The sequence below is a fragment of the Algibacter sp. TI.3.09 genome, assembly GCF_038154905.1.
Taxonomy (GTDB): domain Bacteria; phylum Bacteroidota; class Bacteroidia; order Flavobacteriales; family Flavobacteriaceae; genus Algibacter.
The window spans coordinates 1,243,736-1,263,018 of the sequence record NZ_JBAKAN010000001.1 but is presented as its reverse complement, the minus strand read 5'-3'; the positions used below and the strand labels follow the sequence as shown (position 1 = coordinate 1,263,018).

General features: G+C 31.1%; 12 protein-coding genes. 10 read left to right on the top strand and 2 right to left on the bottom strand.

Annotated features, from left to right (window positions below; all coding sequences use genetic code 11):
- Positions 1-360: 360 nt before the first annotated feature.
- Positions 361-549 (top strand): hypothetical protein, encoded by a 189-nt coding sequence (locus V6246_RS05015; protein WP_341559338.1) that lies wholly within the window; start codon positions 361-363, stop codon positions 547-549.
- A gap of 172 nt (positions 550-721) precedes the next feature.
- On the opposite strand, the gene V6246_RS05010 is transcribed toward V6246_RS05015, so the two are convergent.
- On the bottom strand, positions 722-1,291 hold the full coding sequence (locus V6246_RS05010; protein WP_341559336.1) for an RNA polymerase sigma factor: 570 nt from the start codon (positions 1,289-1,291) through the stop codon (positions 722-724).
- A 350-nt stretch (positions 1,292-1,641) separates the two neighbouring features.
- Between V6246_RS05010 and V6246_RS05005 the strand changes: the two genes are divergently transcribed.
- From V6246_RS05005 to V6246_RS04970, 8 genes are all read left to right on the top strand, one after another.
- Positions 1,642-2,769: a FecR family protein gene (locus V6246_RS05005; protein WP_341559334.1), complete on the top strand. Its 1,128-nt coding sequence runs from the start codon at positions 1,642-1,644 to the stop codon at positions 2,767-2,769.
- 159 nt (positions 2,770-2,928) lie between these two features.
- Positions 2,929-6,378, top strand: coding sequence for a SusC/RagA family TonB-linked outer membrane protein (locus V6246_RS05000; protein WP_341559331.1), 3,450 nt, complete (start codon positions 2,929-2,931; stop codon positions 6,376-6,378).
- 20 nt (positions 6,379-6,398) lie between these two features.
- Positions 6,399-7,925, top strand: coding sequence for a RagB/SusD family nutrient uptake outer membrane protein (locus tag V6246_RS04995; protein WP_341559329.1), 1,527 nt, complete (start codon positions 6,399-6,401; stop codon positions 7,923-7,925).
- 26 nt (positions 7,926-7,951) lie between these two features.
- A complete protein-coding gene (locus tag V6246_RS04990) occupies positions 7,952-8,860 on the top strand; it encodes a hypothetical protein (protein ID WP_341559327.1) in 909 nt (302 codons plus the stop codon).
- Between the two features lie 52 nt (positions 8,861-8,912).
- On the top strand, positions 8,913-10,292 hold the full coding sequence (locus V6246_RS04985; RefSeq protein ID WP_341559325.1) for a TlpA family protein disulfide reductase: 1,380 nt from the start codon (positions 8,913-8,915) through the stop codon (positions 10,290-10,292).
- A 97-nt stretch (positions 10,293-10,389) separates the two neighbouring features.
- Entirely contained in the window at positions 10,390-11,769 is a 1,380-nt protein-coding gene (locus V6246_RS04980) for a TlpA family protein disulfide reductase (protein WP_341559324.1), read from the top strand.
- Between the two features lie 56 nt (positions 11,770-11,825).
- Positions 11,826-12,953: a TlpA family protein disulfide reductase gene (locus V6246_RS04975; protein WP_341559322.1), complete on the top strand. Its 1,128-nt coding sequence runs from the start codon at positions 11,826-11,828 to the stop codon at positions 12,951-12,953.
- Between the two features lie 186 nt (positions 12,954-13,139).
- Positions 13,140-15,941 (top strand): M16 family metallopeptidase, encoded by a 2,802-nt coding sequence (locus tag V6246_RS04970; protein ID WP_341559320.1) that lies wholly within the window; start codon positions 13,140-13,142, stop codon positions 15,939-15,941.
- 136 nt (positions 15,942-16,077) lie between these two features.
- Here the strand turns inward: V6246_RS04970 and V6246_RS04965 are convergent, their stop codons facing one another.
- Positions 16,078-17,544 carry a NosD domain-containing protein gene (locus V6246_RS04965; protein ID WP_341559319.1) on the bottom strand — a complete coding sequence of 489 codons (1,467 nt, stop codon included), beginning with the start codon at positions 17,542-17,544 and terminating at the stop codon, positions 16,078-16,080.
- Between the two features lie 545 nt (positions 17,545-18,089).
- Between V6246_RS04965 and V6246_RS04960 the strand changes: the two genes are divergently transcribed.
- Positions 18,090-19,283, top strand: a complete 1,194-nt coding sequence (locus tag V6246_RS04960; RefSeq protein ID WP_341559317.1) for a pyridoxal phosphate-dependent aminotransferase — start codon at positions 18,090-18,092, stop codon at positions 19,281-19,283.

Genomic DNA, 19,283 nt, shown 5'->3' with positions numbered 1-19,283 from the left:
ATAAGACTAAATAATTGATTATCAATTATTTAAAAACTACCATATTTTAAATCGTGTTCCAAAACGTGTTCAGTTTTGTGTTCACTATTATTAGTAATATTTTGAACAATAAAATTAGATTTTAAGATTGAAATAGACAAGGTTTTTTGTGTTTTTTTTACTTTAAATTTTAGAGTTAAAGCTATCGTGTAAGAAAGTAATAAGTCTATTTTATACTGTTACGTTTACTTATTATTCTACTTGAATAATTTCATAAAATGGCAAAGTCGCATAATGTAAACTGGATTATATATAATTGTTAAAAAATTGATAATTCTTTGATATTGAAGCTTTTTTATTGAAAACAAACATCTAAAAGCAATGCGTGCATCGTATATTTATGACAAGAAAAAGAAATGCGCCATGAAAACATTAAAAGAATTAAAAAGCAGATTAGAGAAACTTAATTTTGGAAGATTATTAAATTCTGAAAAGAGTAAAAAAAATGAACCAAGAACTTTAATTACAGCATCAACTTTTGATGATGAAGATTTGTTTATGTTCATCTAAACGAGAACTTTCTAATCGTTTATAAAAATAGCTGATTTAGTTCAGCGAGCAATTTTATGCTCTCCATTTAACCTAATCACAATTTATGATTCTACTCGTAATTGTGAATCATGAATTTTTGCGCTTTAATTTTTTATATAAATCTTCAAGTTTTCAGAATTTCAAGCTTAGTTTATGCTTTTTTTAAGAAATTCACCAATAATAGATACAAATTTTCTTTTTCAAAACCTTTACGGATTTTTTTAAAAGCGACACTCATTTGTGATTCTACGGTTTTTACAGAAACTCCCATTATTTCGGCTATTTCATGATATTTGAGCCCGTTAATTTTATTCATTTCAAGAGTCTTTTTACATTTTGGAGGAAGTGTTTGAATAATTTGGTTCATTTTTTTTACGCGTTTTTCTAATGCTTCATTATCCTCATCTATTCTATCTCTTAAAGCATTTTCATAAACAACATTTAATAAATTAGTGCGTCTTTTATCTTTATTAATACTATCAATAAATCTGTTGTAAGCAATAGTGTATAAATAGCTTTTTGGTGATTTGCATTCTTGTAATTTATCTTTAGCATTCCATAAATCAATAAAAGCTTGTTGTACAATATCTTCAGAGCTCATTTTATCATGGGTGTATGTAGCTATATAAGCTACAAGTCTATCGTAATATAAATTAAAGAGATGTCTAAAGGCTTTTTCGTCACCATTTTTTATGGCTTTAGTTACTTCTAGTTCATTCATATATTGATATAAGTAATATTTAAGTAGACATGAATATTTTTAGATGTTTAGTGTAATACATAAGCAATACTATAAACAAATGTTTAAAAATGCAATAATTGATTGCTGCAAAGCTTAAAAATATTCAGTTATTATGATTATCGTATTATAGATTGAAAGTATTGCGGAATTCTTTTTTTTTCTTTTAAAAAAAAATATAGTTTCAAAAAATCATATTGAATTACAAGGTGTGCTTGTATGAGTTTCTTTGAATAAATCTCAGTGTTTTAATAAAAAGTGTATTTTTTTTTAGGGGTTTTATTTAATTTACAAGTAATAATACATGTAAACATCTAAATAAGTATTTAATTTTGAAAAAGATTATAACCAAATTTATAGTAAATACAATTACAGAAGAGGAGCTAGAGTTGCTTTACATCTGGCTTGAAAATCGAGAGAATCAAAATAAGTTTGAACGATATGTTTTGGATTATCATGATTTGAATATGGCCATGCTAAAGAACGATGTAGATCTAGCATACAGGAATGTAAGAGAGGTTATTGATGAAAAACCTAAAGTCATTCCAATATATAAAAGAAAATTTTTCAAATACGCAGCAACAGTTTTAATTCTAATTTGTTCAAGTTTTTTCTTTTTATCGAAAAATGCTTTGCCTGAAACTAATAATGTATCAATAAATCCAGGAACAGATAAAGCTATATTAACTCTTGCCAATGGATCTGAAATTTTTCTAGATAGTGTAACCAATTATCGTGATGACATTATAGTTAGTTCAGGAAAAGAAATTCGATATAAAATTGCTGAGGATGATACAAATAAAACTGAATATAATTATTTGACTATACCTAGAGGTGGGCAATACCATATTGTGTTATCTGACGATACACAGGTGTGGGTAAATTCGGAATCTCAATTAAAATATCCAGTAAATTTTATAGCAGGTAAACCTAGAGAAGTTGAGCTTGTTTATGGAGAAGCTTATTTTGAAGTATCACCGAGTTCTGATCATTATGGAGCGAAGTTCTCAGTTATAAATAGGAATCAAACTATTGAGGTTATAGGAACTAAGTTTAACGTTAAGGCATACAAGGAAGAACCTAATGTCTATACGACATTAAGAGAAGGGAAAGTATCTGTAAGCTCAAAATTGGAAACAAAATTACTAATTCCAAATCAGCAATCTATTTTTAATATTGAAAATAATAATTTGATTATTAAGCATGTAGATGTTAAAAACGAAATAGCTTGGATATGTGGAGAATTTATTTTTCATAAAAAATCACTTGGAGACATTGCTAAAGTATTAGGGAGGTGGTATGATGTTGATTTTGAGTTTTTGAATGATTCTATCTCCAAACAAAAATTTAATGGAGAATTAAAGAAAAATCAAAACTTGGAAACTATTTTAAAACTCATTCAAAATACCAATAAAATTGAAGCTTATGAAATGAAAGAGAAATCAGTTTTTCTAAAATAAAAAAGAGGGAAAGAATATAAACATTGGACCGTGAAGATTCCTCCCTCCTAAATTTAAAACAATTAATTAAATAATTAACTAACCAATTTATGCAAATTTATGAAAATTAATCAAACAAACCCTCGTCTCATTTTTGGGAAGCGGTTCTTAAAAATTATCATGCGAACATTACTCTTTACTTTTTGCTTAACAGTATTTAGTTTATCTCCAAAGAATTCGTTGTCTCAGAACGCAAAAATTATTATTGAAACAGATAAAACAGTATCTGTTGATGAAGTTTTTAAAATGATAAGTGATCAAACCGATTACAATTTTATTTATTCAGATGATTGTTTTGAAGAGATATCAAAAGTTCATCTAAAAAAAGGAAAAGTAAAGGTATCTAAACTTTTAGAAGATTGTGTTACCTCAAACAATCTTAGTTTTTTGATATCGGAAGAACATACGATAATAATTAAACAATCAAAATTAGAAAAGCAACAAGATATAATTGTTATTGGAGTTGTTAAAGGTGAGGAAGGTATACCATTGGTCGGTGCCACAGTAAAAGTAAAAAATAAAAACGTAGGTACCTTTACAGATTTTGATGGCGCCTATAAAATAAAGGCTGCTGAAAATACGACTTTAATTTTTAGTTCTATGGGATTTGTTACTCAGGAAGTAGCGATTAAAGGTCAAAAGATAGTTGATGTAACATTGATAGAAGATATTTCTGCATTAAATGAAGTTGTTATTAATGGTTATCAAACCAAAGATAAACGCGAAACAAGTAGTGCTGTAACCGTAATTAAAACTAGCGAAATTGATGTTGTGGGTAGTTCCAGTATTGAAAACATGATACAAGGGCAAATTGCAGGTGTAAGCGTTGTTACAAGTAGTGCAGAACCTGGAGCTGCTCCAAGAATTAGAGTTAGAGGAACAGCTACACTTAGTGGTAATGCAGAGCCTATTTGGGTTGTAGACGGTGTAATGTTAGAAAACGGAGTTCCTGCAACTCCTGCAGAACTTAATGATCCTGATTTTTTAAAATCATTTAACAGTTCAATAGGTGGGGTTAATCCAAACGATATTGAATCGCTTACCATATTAAAAGATGCATCAGCTACTGCAATTTATGGAACTAGAGCAGCCAACGGTGTTATTGTGGTGACAACAAAAAAAGGAAAAAGTGGTAAGCCTAGAATATCTTTTAATCATACTACTGGTATTAAACCAAGACCAACCTATGAAGATTTTGATTTAATGAATTCCCAAGAACGTGCTCAGTTTTCATTTGATTTACTTGACGATGGTATAGCTCTACACGGAGGTGTTGGTGTCCCATATTATCAGGGGTTATATAAGAATGGAGGAATTAGTGAAGCTGAATATATTGCAGGAATAAGAAAAACTTCAGAAATGAATGTGGATTGGTTCGATCTATTATTTCGCGATGCTGTAACAAACACAAGTGATATTAGTTTTTCTGGCGGATCTAACAAAAGTAACTATTATGCCTCATTGAGTCATACCAGTGAAGATGGTTTAGATAAAACAACAGGTTACAAAAGTTATAGCGCTATGGCGAAGGTGAATACAGAACTTTCTAGTAGAGTTAATCTTGGACTTATTTTAAATGCATCTAAAAGAGATAGAGAACAAAATTACACCACCAACGCTTTTGACCATGCGTATTCTAGATCTAGATCATTACCTGCATTTAATGATGATGGAACTTATTATTTTTATGGAAATTATAATTATAATATCCTACATGAGCAAAGTACAACCAATCAGACCTCTAAACAACACGAAATTAGAGCAACTTTAAATCTTGATTATAAAATTACAGATTGGTTAACCTATAACAACCTTATGAGTTATACATATTCAGGTAGTGTAACACAACAATATGCAACAGACGCTAGTAAATATGTGGCTGTTATTCGTGGTTATAACTTTGGAGCAGGCTCTGCAGATCAAATAGCCGATTCAAGCTTACCTTTTGGAGGTGTATTCAATCAATCTAATTTTTCTCAAGAATCTTATCTTCTTAGAAATTCTTTGAATGCTAAATTCAATCCAATTGAAGATTTGTCTGTGGATATTATGGCAGGAACAGAGTTTAGAAACGTTGTTTATGATGGGTTAAACACCCAAAATTATGGCTATTTTCACGATAGAGGTAAAATATTTTACAATCCACAAGAATCAGAAGAGCAAGGTGAAATTAAAAGAAATACGGTGTCTCGTTCACTTTATGATAGATCATTCATATCATATTTCTCAACATTTTCTTCAATGTTTAAAAATAAATATGTTATAAATGCTAACATTCGTTTTGATGGTTCTAATCTGTTCGGTTCTAATCCAGATTATAGATACCTACCACTTTGGTCTGTATCAGGTAAATGGCATATTGACCAAGAATCTTTTTTAGATTCGGCAGATTTTGTTGACGCGCTATCAGTTAGAGCTTCGTATGGACTTAGAGGAAATATTGTTGAAGAAGCTTCTCCGCAAGTGATATCTACAGCATTACCTCCAAATAGGTTTACAAGCTTAACAGAACAACAAATTATTCAAGCAGCTAACCCAGAGTTAAAATGGGAAACTACGAAAACTGTAAATATTGGAATTGACTTTTCTGTTTTCAATAGAAGATTGTCTGGTGCTATTGATTTATTTAGAGATTTAGGAAATGACTTAATTTCTTATAAAAATGTTTCTAGCGTTACAGGTTTTCAAAATAAAGCCGTGAATTATGCGAACGTAATGAACCAAGGTATGGATTTAGGGTTAAATGCTAAAATTATTAAAAATGATAATTTTTCATATAACTTAGGTATTAATGCATCATTCACTGATAGTGAGGTTACAAAATCTTTTATAGAACCGTCTATATCTAGTCTTTTATCTTCCACTTTTACCGTTGGGGAAGTTGTAGAAGGTATGCCTATTAATTCTATGTATTCCTATCGTTTTTCAAGAATTAATGAAGAAGGCGCTGTATTGTTTTTTGATGGAGAAGGTAATGAATACGGTGTAACAGATGCCGATTTTAGAGTCAATATTCAGGATAATAAAGATGCTCTAAAATATGAAGGGTCTAGAGTTCCAACAACAACGTTAGGAATCACAAATAGATTTAACTATAAAAACTTTCAATTATCTTTTTTACTTGTTGCGGGTCTAGATTATAAAATTAGACTTCAAAATCTTGCATTTAATTCAGAATACATTGAAGCTGAAGCTAATTTACGTAGAGGTGTTGAAAACAGATGGAGACAACCAGGTGATGAGAGTTTTGCGACTATTCCATGGCTAGGTTCATCATCTTATTTAAGTACGCAAGCAGACATGTTTAATAATAGTGATGCGCAAACAATTAATGGGGATTACTTAAGATTGAGAAATGTACTACTTCAATATAGTTTACCAAAATCATTAATTGAAAAGGCAGGTTTTTCTAACGCAGTGGTAAAGTTTCAAGCAGATAACTTATTTGTATTGGCTGACAAACGATTACAAGGTATGGATCCTGAAACAGCGAACTTCAATACGTCTTTCTGGGGTGGTTCTCTACCGTTACCAAAAACATTTACATTGGGTATTAGTTTAAATCTGTAATAATGAAAATTGAAAATAATATGAAACATATATATAAAATATTTCAAATAATATCGGTGGTACTAATTGTTTTTGGAACGGTATCATGTGAAGACTACCTTGAAGAGGTACCTCAAAATAAGTTGAACCCGTCTACAGTAACAGATTATAGGGAACTTTTAAGTTATGGTTATGTTACAGACACTAGAATTATGCCATATCTTGAAGCGCTTAGTGATGATATAGGCTTTTTTGAAGAGGACAAAATGTATGGCTTAAATGTAGGTATTCCTAGGCCAGATGCGTCAGATGTCTATATGGGAGCTTACATGTTCGACCTATCTCATGAAGAGGTGCTAGGAACAGATATAGCGTTTTCAAGTCTTTATAAAAGTATTTATTATACCAATTTGGTGATAAATAATGTAGATAATTCATCATCAGTTACACTTGGAGATGAGATGCAAGATTATAAGGATAACCTAAAAGGAGAAGCCTATGCTTTAAGAGCTTTTTCATATTTCTATTTGGTTAACTTATATGGACAGCATTATGACCCGGCTACAGCAAGTTCAGATTTTGGAATTCCAATTACACTTACTACAGCAGCAGAAGACAAGGGTTATCCAAGGGCGACTGTGGAAGAAGTATATAATTTAATGGCAGCAGATCTTGAAAAAGCGGTTAGTTTAATGGAAGCAAATCCTGTTGAAAAATATACAAAAGTATTATTTGATGCTAAAAGTGCCGAGGCTTTTCAATCTAGAGTGGCATTATATATGCATGATTGGGACAAAACAATTGAGATTGCTAATGAAGTTTTAGGAGCTAATCCTTCTATTTTTGATTTAAGTATACTTTCTGATACTTATAATGAAACTGATGAAGCTAATTATAGTGTATTTAGAACGGGGACAAATTATACAGATTTGGAAAATCCGAACGTATTTTTTGGAAACGGTGCCAATGAAAATATTCCTATTCTATCGATTTGGCCTACAGCAACAACTTTTTCAGTAAGTAAAGAATTAGCTGATTCTTATGAGCCTGGTGATGTGAGAAGGTTTTATTTTATTGGTACTCATAATAGAGTATTATGGGGTATAAGTAACACAAAATTAAATTTGATAAAAAATAGAGAAAAAACACCTCAAGCTACAAGTGGATACTATGGTAGTTTTCAGGGTCACAGTAGAGTATTAAGAACTGAGGAGGTTTTATTAAATAGAGCAGAAGCTTATGCGCAAAAAGAAGAGTTGCAATTAGCCATAGATGATCTTAATACACTTAGAGTTAAAAAGTTTGATCCTAATTTTTATACTGAATTAACTGTTACTGGCTTTACAAAAGAAACACTTCTAGACTACATATATACCGAACGTAGAAAAGAACTTTGTTTTGAAGGTCATCGTTGGTTTGATTTAAAACGTACTACACGCCCAGCAATGGATAGAATAGGTTATGATGGTCGTGAGGCTCATTTAGAACAAAATGACCCACGCTATGTATTACAAATTCCGGAGAGTGAAATTCAGGCAAATACAAGTATGGTACCAGCGCCTAGATAATTAAATAAACTATAAAACAAAAAATTATGAAATATATAATAAAACTAATGTCTCTCTTATTGGTAATAACCTCTTTTGCATCATGTGAAGAAGAAGAAGTTCTTGTTTCAGACTTTAACGGTAGAGACCCATTTCCAATAATTGAGCAAGGTACAACTGAAGCTAGCCAACTTGCTTATGGTTTTCTTGAAGAGCATGAATTACACATGTATTATGATCTTGAAGGAGAAGAGGCGCTTCAAACAGAATATGGCGCTATGGGTAAACCATCAAAATTTGTTGATGGCGTATTACCAGCAGATGAAGAAAGGGCTGTGATTTTCTTAAACTTAATTGATGAAATGTTCGACCTATTCAGTGATTATAGAGAACTTCATTTTGCTAGAAGATGGATCTTAGTTGGTAATGGATTTTCTTCTAGTACAGCTGAGAAACTCGACACATATGGTTATAATAGAGATATTCTTTATTATAATACACAGGGCACACAAATGATTTCTAACGTAAATAATGATTTTGAATTCAACCTATCATTAACCAAAGAAATGCTGCTTTTCGCTTACTTTTATGCATATGTTGATCATTCTTATAATATTCCAGAAGACTTTAGCAGTATTTCTGGAGATATTTATAGACGGTATACTTTTTCTAGTATTCCATTTCACACATCAGCAACAGAATATGATGAAGAAGGAGCTACGGATGCTGGGTTTGTGCATCCATGGGGGCTTACAGCTATTTCACTTAAACCTCATGAAGATTGGGAATCATATATAGTATGGATCATTTCTAGACCAAAAGCAGAAAGAGATGTATGGTTAACTACAAAACCTAATATTAAGGCTAAATACGATATTGTAGTTGAATCTATGATGACTGATTTAAACATGGATTTAGAAGCTCTTTCAATCCAATGGCAGTCGGTGGGCATCTAAATTGATGAACGCTATTACCATATTAATACATATTATTACAATATTTAATTAAATGAAAAAAACAATATTTAGTGTCGTACTACTCTTGAGTATTATGGCTTGTTCAAAAGTAACTCCAGTAGAATACGCTTTGTTTTCGGGTAAAATTGAAAATCTAGAAGCTAAGGTAATCACTTTAGAAAAAGCCGATCAATCCTTTAAAAAGGAAATTACAATCGAATCGAATGGTGCTTTTTCTGATACCATTCAGGCGAGTTCTGGACTTTATCAACTTACAGTAGGTAAACACAGAGTTAATGTCTATTTAGAAAACGAGAATGTCATTAATCTTTCAGCCGATGCTAAAGATTTCAATGGTTCATTAGCGTTTTCGGGTAAAGGTGCTGAAACCACAAATTATATCACATTTAAAAATAAAAAGACTGCGGAATTACGTGGCGATAATAAATCGTTTTACACGTTGGAAGAAGTTGAATTTAAAAAGAAACTCAATGATATAAGTACGATACTAAATACTGTAATAGATACTACAAAAGGGATCGATCCTGAATTTAAAGCATTAGAAAAAAGGAATATTAATTACACTTATTTATTACAATTGTCTCAATATGCAAGTGGAAAGCATCGTTATTGGACAAAAAATAATGATTATAAACCTTCAGAAGATTTTTTGTCAGAATTAGATGATTTAGATATTAATAATGAAAAAGATTTTGAACTTTCAAATGCATATAAACAACTAGTTACCGGTTATTATGTTAAAGAAATTAGTGCGCTAGCTAAAAAAGATTCTATTGAGTTTATGTATGCTAAGGTTAAAGTGCATGCAGCTATTCCGAATGAAAGCATTAAGAATGCGCTTATATTTTCTGGAGCTGAATATGGAATAACTAAAATAGAAAACGTAGAGGATTACTATAAAACCTTCATGGATGCTTCTACTAACGAGGAAAACAATGCGAAGCTTACAACAACTTACAACAAGTTAATAGGTCTAAATAAAGGCAAACCATCACCAAAATTTGTGAATTACCAAAACCATGCTGGTGGAACATTATCTCTAGACGAGCTTAAAGGAAAATATACCTATATCGATATTTGGGCTACTTGGTGTGCACCTTGCTTAGCTGAAGTACCGTACTTAAAAAAGTTAGAAAAAATATATCATGGTAAAAATATTAATTTTTTGAGCGTATCTATTGATGTGCCAAAAGATGTTGAAAAATGGAAACAAATGATTGTTGATAAAGAATTAGGAGGCATTCAAGTCATTACTGATAAAGGTCCAACGTCTGAATTTATTGGAGATTATTTTGTGTCAACCATTCCACGTTTTATCTTAATAGATCCACAAGGCGCCGTAGTTGATAAAGATGCTCCACGCCCCTCAAGTCCTGAATTGATAGAATTATTTAATACGTTAAATATTTAAAAAATATTATTTCGATTAGTACGACTTACGTTTTTAATCACATGTATTCCATAACAAAATCGTCATTAGTAATAAACAAAAAATAACCATCCATAAAATGAAAAAAACAGTTTTTAGTTTCGGACTAGCATTAAGTCTTATAGCGTGTTCAAATAACGCTTCAGTAGATTATGCTTTAGTTACCGGGAAAATAGACAATCTTGAAGCCAAAGAAGTTACTTTGATAAAATCAGATCAATCTTTTAAAAAAGAAATTACTATTGAATCAAATGGTGTTTTTGCTGATACCATTAAAGCAGCTTCTGGACTTTACGAACTTATTATAGGTAAAAACAGAACTAATATCTATTTAGATAAAGGGAATGTTATTAACCTTACCGCAGATGCCAAAGCTTTTAATAGCTCTCTTGATATTTTTGGTAAAGGTGCAGAAACTACAAATTATATTCTATTTAAAAACAAAAAAGAGGCTGCTTTAAAAACAAAAGATAGAGCGGTTTATAAATTAGAAGAACCTGATTTTAAAGTTAAATTTAAGCAAATTGAGAACGACTTAAATACAAGGTTAGATACTACGCAAGGTATAACGCCTGATTTTAAAACTTTGGAAAAGCGTAATCTTAATTACGAATATTTAAACGAATTAGAACGTTATGCTGGTGGTTACCACAGACAATGGGCTCGAAAAAAAGGTTATAAACCTTCGGAAGAATTTTTGGCCGAGTTAGAAGGCGTAGATTTAGATAATGCTGTCGATTTTTATTTTTCTAGTGCTTATAGAGAAATGGTTAATCGTCATTACACTAAGCAAATAAATGTTTTACATAGAGAAGATTCTCTTGAGTATGGTTTAAGAGGCGTAACGGTGTATGCTACTGTTCCGAATCAATTAATTAGAAACGAACTCATTTCAAAAAAAGCAGAATATGATATCTACCAAACCGTAGATTTTCAGGAGTTTTACCGAATTTTTATGAACGCTTCTACTAATGAAGAAAACAATGCTAAAATCACAAAAATTTATAACGATTTTATGCGTGTAAATAAGGGGCAACCTTCGCCTAAATTCATTAACTATGAAAAGCATTCAGGAGGCACATTATCGCTGGATGATCTTAAAGGAAAATATATTTATATTGATGTTTGGGCAACTTGGTGCGGACCATGTATTAAAGAACTTCCAGATTTACAACGTATTGAAAAAGATTATCATGGTAAAAATATAACGTTTCTAAGTATTTCAGTTGATATCTCTAAAGATCATGATAAATGGAAAGATATGGTTGTAGATAAAAAGCTTGGAGGTATTCAAATATTAGCAGATAAAGATTTTAATTCGCAATTTATTTTAGATTATAATATTAAATCAATTCCGCGCTTTATACTTATCGATCCAAACGGGGTTATTGTTTCTCAAAATGCACCAAAACCATCAGACCCAGAGTTAATTAATCTTTTCAATGAGCTAAATATTTAAGGGCTATATACTTCATGGAAAAATTAAGAATTTGTTTTATTTCAAAAATTAGTAATATGAAAAATGCACTTATATTTTTATTTGCTTCGTTAATATTTTCTTGTAATCAGGAGCCTCCCCATTATGTCATTAATGGCGTTTTTGAAAAAGGTGTAGGAAAGCAGTTGTTATTAGAAGAAATCTCTAATTTAAGAGTTGTTAAAACTATTGATACTGTAAGTGTAGATAGTACCGGTAATTTCGCTTTTAAGGGCCCTTCATTTGGAGAAATTAAAGAGGCTAGGTTATCAATTATAGGAACCAAATATAAAGAAGACTTTATTATTGAAGATACTATCATTAATGTAACTATTTGGCAAGATTCGATAACAAAATTTAATAAACCGTTTAAGTTCGAGGTTGATAGAGGTAAAGAAGATGCTGTATATGCTAAGCTTAAGCATAATTATAAGGATAGAAGAACGGTATGGGGTAGAGCCACAAATAAATTGGTTGTTGCCAATAAAAAAAATGAACTGAGTGATGATGAGTTGGCAAAAGCACGTCAAAAATTAGATGAAGGCTTTATTGAAGAGGTTATAGATACCTTATCTAATTACCCAAATAGTTACGGAACGTACTTCTATATTAAGAATTATATGTTAAGATTTGATCCGCTTTCGTCGGTTGAAGAAGCATTTAATAATTTATCTGAAAGTATAAAAACTTCAAAAGAAGCAATGGTATTTAAAGGGGAGGTAGAAGAAATAAAAAGATCTTTTGTTGGTGGTACTCCAGATGATTTTTCAATTCCTGCTTTAGACGGTTCAGAAATTAGCCTTTATCAATACAGAGGTCAAGTATTGTTGATTGATTGTTGGGCAACGTGGTGCGGACCTTGTATAGAAGCCATGCCGCATATAGGAGAAATACATAAAGAATTTGGTCCTCTAGGCTTAAAAGTTTTAGGTATATCATATGATAAAGATGACGATAAATGGCGTAATTTTTTAAAGAAAAATGAATACATCACTTGGGATCAGGCTTCTTCTTTAAAGGAATTTAGATGTCCATCTGCAAAAGTGTTTTCAGTAACCATGATACCGGCAACCATCTTAATAGATAAAAATGGTGTAGTAGCTGGAAGAAATCTAAAAGGAGACGAGCTTGAAGCAAAAATAAAAGAATTACTTACGTCAAATTAAATTAGAGCCAACTAGTTACAGTTGCGTTATTCAGGTTTTAAATAACTTTTTTTTGCTGTTTCAGCAAAGGCAAATTATATAATAACTATTAAATCTATAGTATAGATTATCAATTAGAAAATAATGAGCAAATGCTCTTAAGATTAATTATAAGCGTTATCGTTTGTAATAATAACAAAAAAAATAATGAAAAAAATAACAATATTATTTACATTTTTATTTAGCATCAGTTTATTGGCGCAAAATATTAACCTTAATGATCCATTGCCAGAAAACACTAAGGTTATAAAAGGTGTTTTGCCCAATGGCTTTACTTATTACATTTACAAAACAGACGTTGTAAAAGATGCAGCTAGCTATTACATTATCCAAAATGTAGGCTCTGTGTTAGAGGATGAAAATCAACAAGGTCTAGCTCATTTCTTAGAGCATATGGCTTTTAACGGTACCGATAATTTTCCAGATAAAGGCATAACTGATAAGCTTGAAAAACATGGAGCGTCTTTTGGTAAAGATATTAATGCTTATACTAGTTTTGAAGAAACGGTGTATAACATGAATAATATTCCGGCCACTCCAGAGCTTATAGATAACTGTTTGTTAGTGCTCCATGATTGGGCAAATTTTTTGTCTTTAAAAGATGAAGAAATTGATTTAGAACGCGGTGTTATTAAAGAAGAGTGGAGAACACGCCAAACAGGTTATATGAGAATTTATGAAAAGCATATGCCAGCACTTTTTAACAACAGTATTTATACTAAGCGTATGCCTATTGGGAAAATGGATGTTGTTGATAATTTTAAATACAAAGTCTTAAGAGATTTTTATCATGATTGGTATAGAACCGATTTACAGGCAATTGCAATTATTGGAGATGTAAATGTTGAAGAGGTTCAAGCAAAAATAGAAAAGTTGTTTTCTAAAATTCCAGCCGTGGAAAGCCCTAGAGAACGCTTTGTTGTTAGTATTCCTGAAAATGATGCATTAATATTTAGTTCAGCTATGGATGTGGAGGTTAAATCTACGTCTATAGAATTCGGAATACGTCACCCTAAAAATTTAGAGAAAGAAACCGTCGGAGATTTAAAGTCAAGTTTATTAAGAGGTATTGCTACTATGATACTTGGTATTCGATTAGGAGAATTAAATGATGATCCCGGCTCTCCATTGTTAAGAGCTTCTGTAAATTATGGTAGTATTTCTAGGTCTACAAATGTTTTTAAATTTGGTATATCTCCAAAAGTAAGTAAGCAACAGGCGGCTTTTGAAATGGTTTTAAAAGAGGTAAATCGTGCTGTAAAATTCGGGTTCACACAAGGAGAACTTGATAGAGCCATCACTATGTATAAAAATTCTTATGAGAATCAAATCTCTAAGATGGAGAGCATTTCTCATAGAAATATTGAAGGCATGATTCAAAAAAACTATCTAGAAAATTCTAGAATGAGGGATGTTGAAAAAGACTATAGTGTCGCAGAACAGATTTTTAATACCTTAACTTTAGAAGAGTTGCATTTAAAACTTAAATCACTCTATACTATTAAAAACAGATATATTACAGCAACAGGTGTAAAGGGAGAAGAAAACCTAACGGAAGCTGAGGCATTACAAATTATTTCAGCAGCAGAAAACGATACAGCACTTACGGCGTATAAGGATGAGTTTAGTGGTAAAACCTTGTTAGGCAATGTAAAGATAAAAAAGGGCAAGATAGTTTCTGAAAAAGAAAATAAAGAAACAGCTTCTTCAACGTTTATATTAAGTAATGGTATTAAGATACATTATAAATTTGCTGATAAAACAAAAAATGACGTTAATTTGAATGCATTGAGTTATGGAGGACGTTCATTGATTGATGATGCAGATTTACCTTCTGCCAGTTACATGAATGGTTTGGTTTCTGGATCTGGTTTAGGAGATTATCCTAGAAATGATCTTTCGAAAGTACTTGCAGGTAAAACAGCAAGAACAAACCTGTCTATTTCTAATCTTACGGAATCTGTTTCAGGATCATCTTCTACTAAAGATGTTGAAACCATGTTACAAATGGTGCATTTAAGATTTGTAAAGCCTAGGTTTGAAAAGGAGGTTTTTGATGTGCTTATAGCCAATTCAAACAATCAATTGGTTCGTAAAAGTGAAAGCCTGAGTCAAAAAATAAAAGATAGTACGCTTGTAACGTTTTATGGTAAAAACAACCCTAAAAAGCCTTTGTTTACTAAAGAATATATAGAGTCTGTTTCATTCGAGACTATTCAGCAAATTTATAAGGAGCGCTTTAATAACGCTTCAGATTTCGAATTTTTTATTGTTGGAGATGTATCTAAAGAGCAATTAAAACCATTATTAGAAAACTATATTGCTAGCATTCCTACTAAAAAGCAAACAGAAACTTATAAAGATAATTCTACAGAATGGTTAAGTAAAATCATTAAAAAAGATTTGTTTTTTAAAATGGAAAATCCAAAAACTACAGTGAGTATTATCTATAAAAATGATGTGGAATATTCTCTAAAAAACGCTTTAGTAATGAAGGCTTTTGGAGATATACTTCAGCTTAGGTATATGGAAACATTAAGAGAGCAAGAAGGAGGAACTTATGGTACAAGTACATCAGCAGGTTTATCCAAGAGACCTAGAGAAAAAGGAACACTTTCTGTGCGTTTTGATTGTAACCCAGAAAAAGCGGATAAATTAATTGCTATGGTGTATGATGAACTTAATAAAGTGGCGGCAGGAAAAGTAGAAGAAAATGATTTTAATAAAACAATAAGTAACTTTCTAAAAGAGCGAGAACAAGCCAAAGATTACAATCAATACGAGATGAATGTGCTTACTAATTTTTATCGAGAAGGTTACGATATGAATGATCCTGCAAACTTTGAAAATATCGTTAATAGTATTGCAATGAGTGATATTGTAGACATGGCCAATAAAATAATAAAAGACGCAGATAAAGCAGAAGTTATAATTAAGGCGTTAGATTAAAACCTAATTCATGTATAAATTATTTTAATCTTCTTTTACTATATTTTGTTTGAGTTAGTTACAAATGTAAAGGAGTAAGGGCTATTTTTTAATAGCCCTTTTTTATATACTAAGGTAAGTACAGTTAACCAATGTATTACTCCTTTATAACTTTTGTTATAAATTCTCTTTCATTTGATATAAGTTTTAATAGATAAATGCCATTTGGTAATTCAGTTAAATCAATTAATGATTTTGGTTCAATCATTTTAATAAAACGACCTGTTATATCATATAAAATAATATTATTTAAGTTTTTAATTTTCGTGTTTATTATGCCACTAGTTGGATTAGGATAAACGGCAATACCTTGGAATATAGGTGAATTGTTATCTGTAGAAAGAGTACTGTCAAATTCATAAGCTCCTATATCATAATTTATTCCTGTAGGTCTTGTGTTTTCATTTATATCGTACGCAACTATTGTGCTTACAAGGTTGGTGCCTGTATCAATAGCTTGAGAATCTGTTGCCAAATTAAAATCATTTAATGTTGGGTTAACAAATATGGAATTTATGGAGCTAGCCAATAGAGAGTTTGTGTCAAACCCTAATGCTTGCCATGCTGCTAAACTAATAGTAGAACCGTCTCCATTATTACTCATTTTGTCGTTTAATATATTGTTATCGCTTGTAAACATGGCAGTATCATTTATAGCAATACAGCCTCTCCAAGCGTGTTGATTAATGATGATGTTATTATAGATTTCAGTATTAATATTAGCTCCGTTTTGAAGTAGTATTCCCCATCTACCATCAGAAGGAACAATAATGGTATTATTATATATTTTGGCTCCATTAGTTACAATGGCTCCATCTTGTTGGAAAAGTGAAATTCCCTGAGCGGAATGATTATTATATATAAGGTTATTATAAACTGTAGGATTTTGTAGTCCATCCATATTTATTCCAGCAGCTCCATTGTTATCATGAATATTGTTACCGTAGATTAAGGCATCACTAATTATTCCATCTCCTCCTGCAGATGAATCTCCGTTTAAATGGATTCCAACATTATTATTACCATAGCACTCATTATATCTAACTATAGGTCTGTCTGAACTATTAGAGACATAAATTCCGTGTTCATCGATTGAGTTAGTGCAAACATTGTATTCAATTAGAATATCATCTGTAAATGCTGTAAAAATTCCTCGTTCTGCATTATTGTCGCAAGCACAATTTCTAACAATACAATTATTAGAAACCACCACTCGTATTCCATTACCATTTCCTAGCATATCGTTAACAATAAAGCTATCGATTATTATATAGTTAGCATTCTCAATGTTAATACCATCGTTTCTTATTGCACCACTTTGATTAATTAACACATTATTTCCAGTTCCCATAAAAATTATAGGATTTGCTGCTGTGCCATTTACATTTCTTAAGTCAAAACCTACGTAAATTCCATTTTCTACAAAAACGGTATCTCCTGCAATAACAAGATCTGCAGCATGTTGAATCGTTAAGAAAGCATCATTTTGGCTTAATCCTGTATTTGAGTTTAGGCCAGAATTTGAGACATAGTAGTTAGTAGCTTTCAAGTTGTAACTTGGCATTATTATTAAAAGGAAAAGGAAAGAGAGTTTAGGTAAATTCATTTTGTTGGGGTTTTATAGTATAAAGATAGATGTAATCTTATTTTGTTGTACAATTTAATTCCATTTTTTGCGGCTTTTTTTGGCGTGATTTGCGTTAATAAAAGTTTGATCGAGAAATAATACACCAATTAATCAATGTTTTGAATAGATTGTTAATAATTATAAATCTGCTAAAATTCGATATTATTGCAGTGATTTTATATTTCTCAACTCAATATCAATAAATTCAAATTTATACTACTTAATGTTTAATTGATTGCTAATTGTTTTATTTAGGTTGATTTCTATTACAGATTATTAAAAAATATAAGCCAAAACATATTATTTAGAATTTTCAATTTTTAAAAAATCGCCTTTAAATCGCTTTTTTTGTCAACCCCATAAAAAAACGCCTCAATTTTTTCGTAATACAAAAAAAGGGGTAGTGCTTTTTATGTTTTTCACTCCTTTCGTTTTATTCAAGTTTATTAACTTCTGATCTCAACTTTTTATAAAATAAAACTATGAAATCAACTGAATTTAGTAGAAGAGATTTGTTAAAAAAAGGAGGACTTTCTTTATTTACTTTAGCATTAATGCCTAATGATATTTGGAGTGCTAATGTTACAGAGGCTCAAAAAAGTAACAGTCCTTTTTTATATAATTATAAGAATACTTTTAATGAATTTACTCCACCTATACTAAATGAAGTTGAAGATTCATTAGTGATTTTAAGAGCTAATGAGAATCCTTATGGTCCACCTCCAGAAGCAGCTAAGGCATTTCAGGATGAAGTATTTAAAGCAAATAGATATGCATGGAAAAGCTTAAAAGAGCTAGAAGCGAAAATAGTAAAGAATGAAGGCGTAACTCCCGATCAAATTTTAATGGGACCTGGTTCTTCAGATTTGTTAGAAAAAGTGGGTATGGTATTTTTTAGTGAAGGAGGTAATGTGGTCAGTGCCGATCCAAGTTATATGTCGCTTATTGTGGTTGCAAAGTCGGTAGGAGGCGAGTGGAAGTCATACAAATTATTAGAAGATTCTCAACACGATTTAGATGCTATGGAAGCAGGAGTAGATGAGAATACAAAACTTGTTTATATCTGTAATCCAAACAATCCAACAGGTTCAATTACCGATGCAAAGAAATTAAAGGAATTTTGCCGAAGAGTCTCAAAAAAAGCACCTGTTTTTGTTGATGAAGCTTATATCGAGCTTTCCAAAAATGGGTTAAAAGATTCTATGAATTCCTTGGTAGCAGAAGGTGAAAACGTCATTGTTGCTCGTACATTTTCTAAAATTCATGGTATGGCTGGTTTACGTATTGGTTATGTAATAGGTAAAAAAGAAACTTTAGAACGAATTAGTGAAATTACTCGTGGCGGAATGGGTATTACAGGGCCAACAATTGCTGCAGCTTCAACAAGTCTAGATAATGATGCCTTTTTAATAGATTGTAAAGCAAAAATTACGGAAGCTAGAGATTATACCATGACGTATTTAAAATCTAATAACTTCTCTTGTTTGCCTTCTGAAACTAACTTCATCATTTTTGAAATCCCAATGGATGGCGAAAAATTCTTAGAAAAAATTTATGGTAAAAATGTTGCTGTAAGGGCCTTTAAGTTTTGGGATAAAAACTGGTGTAGAGTAAGTATTGGCACTCTAGATGAAATGAAAGCTTTTACTAATGCTATTAGCGAAATCTTTGCCTAA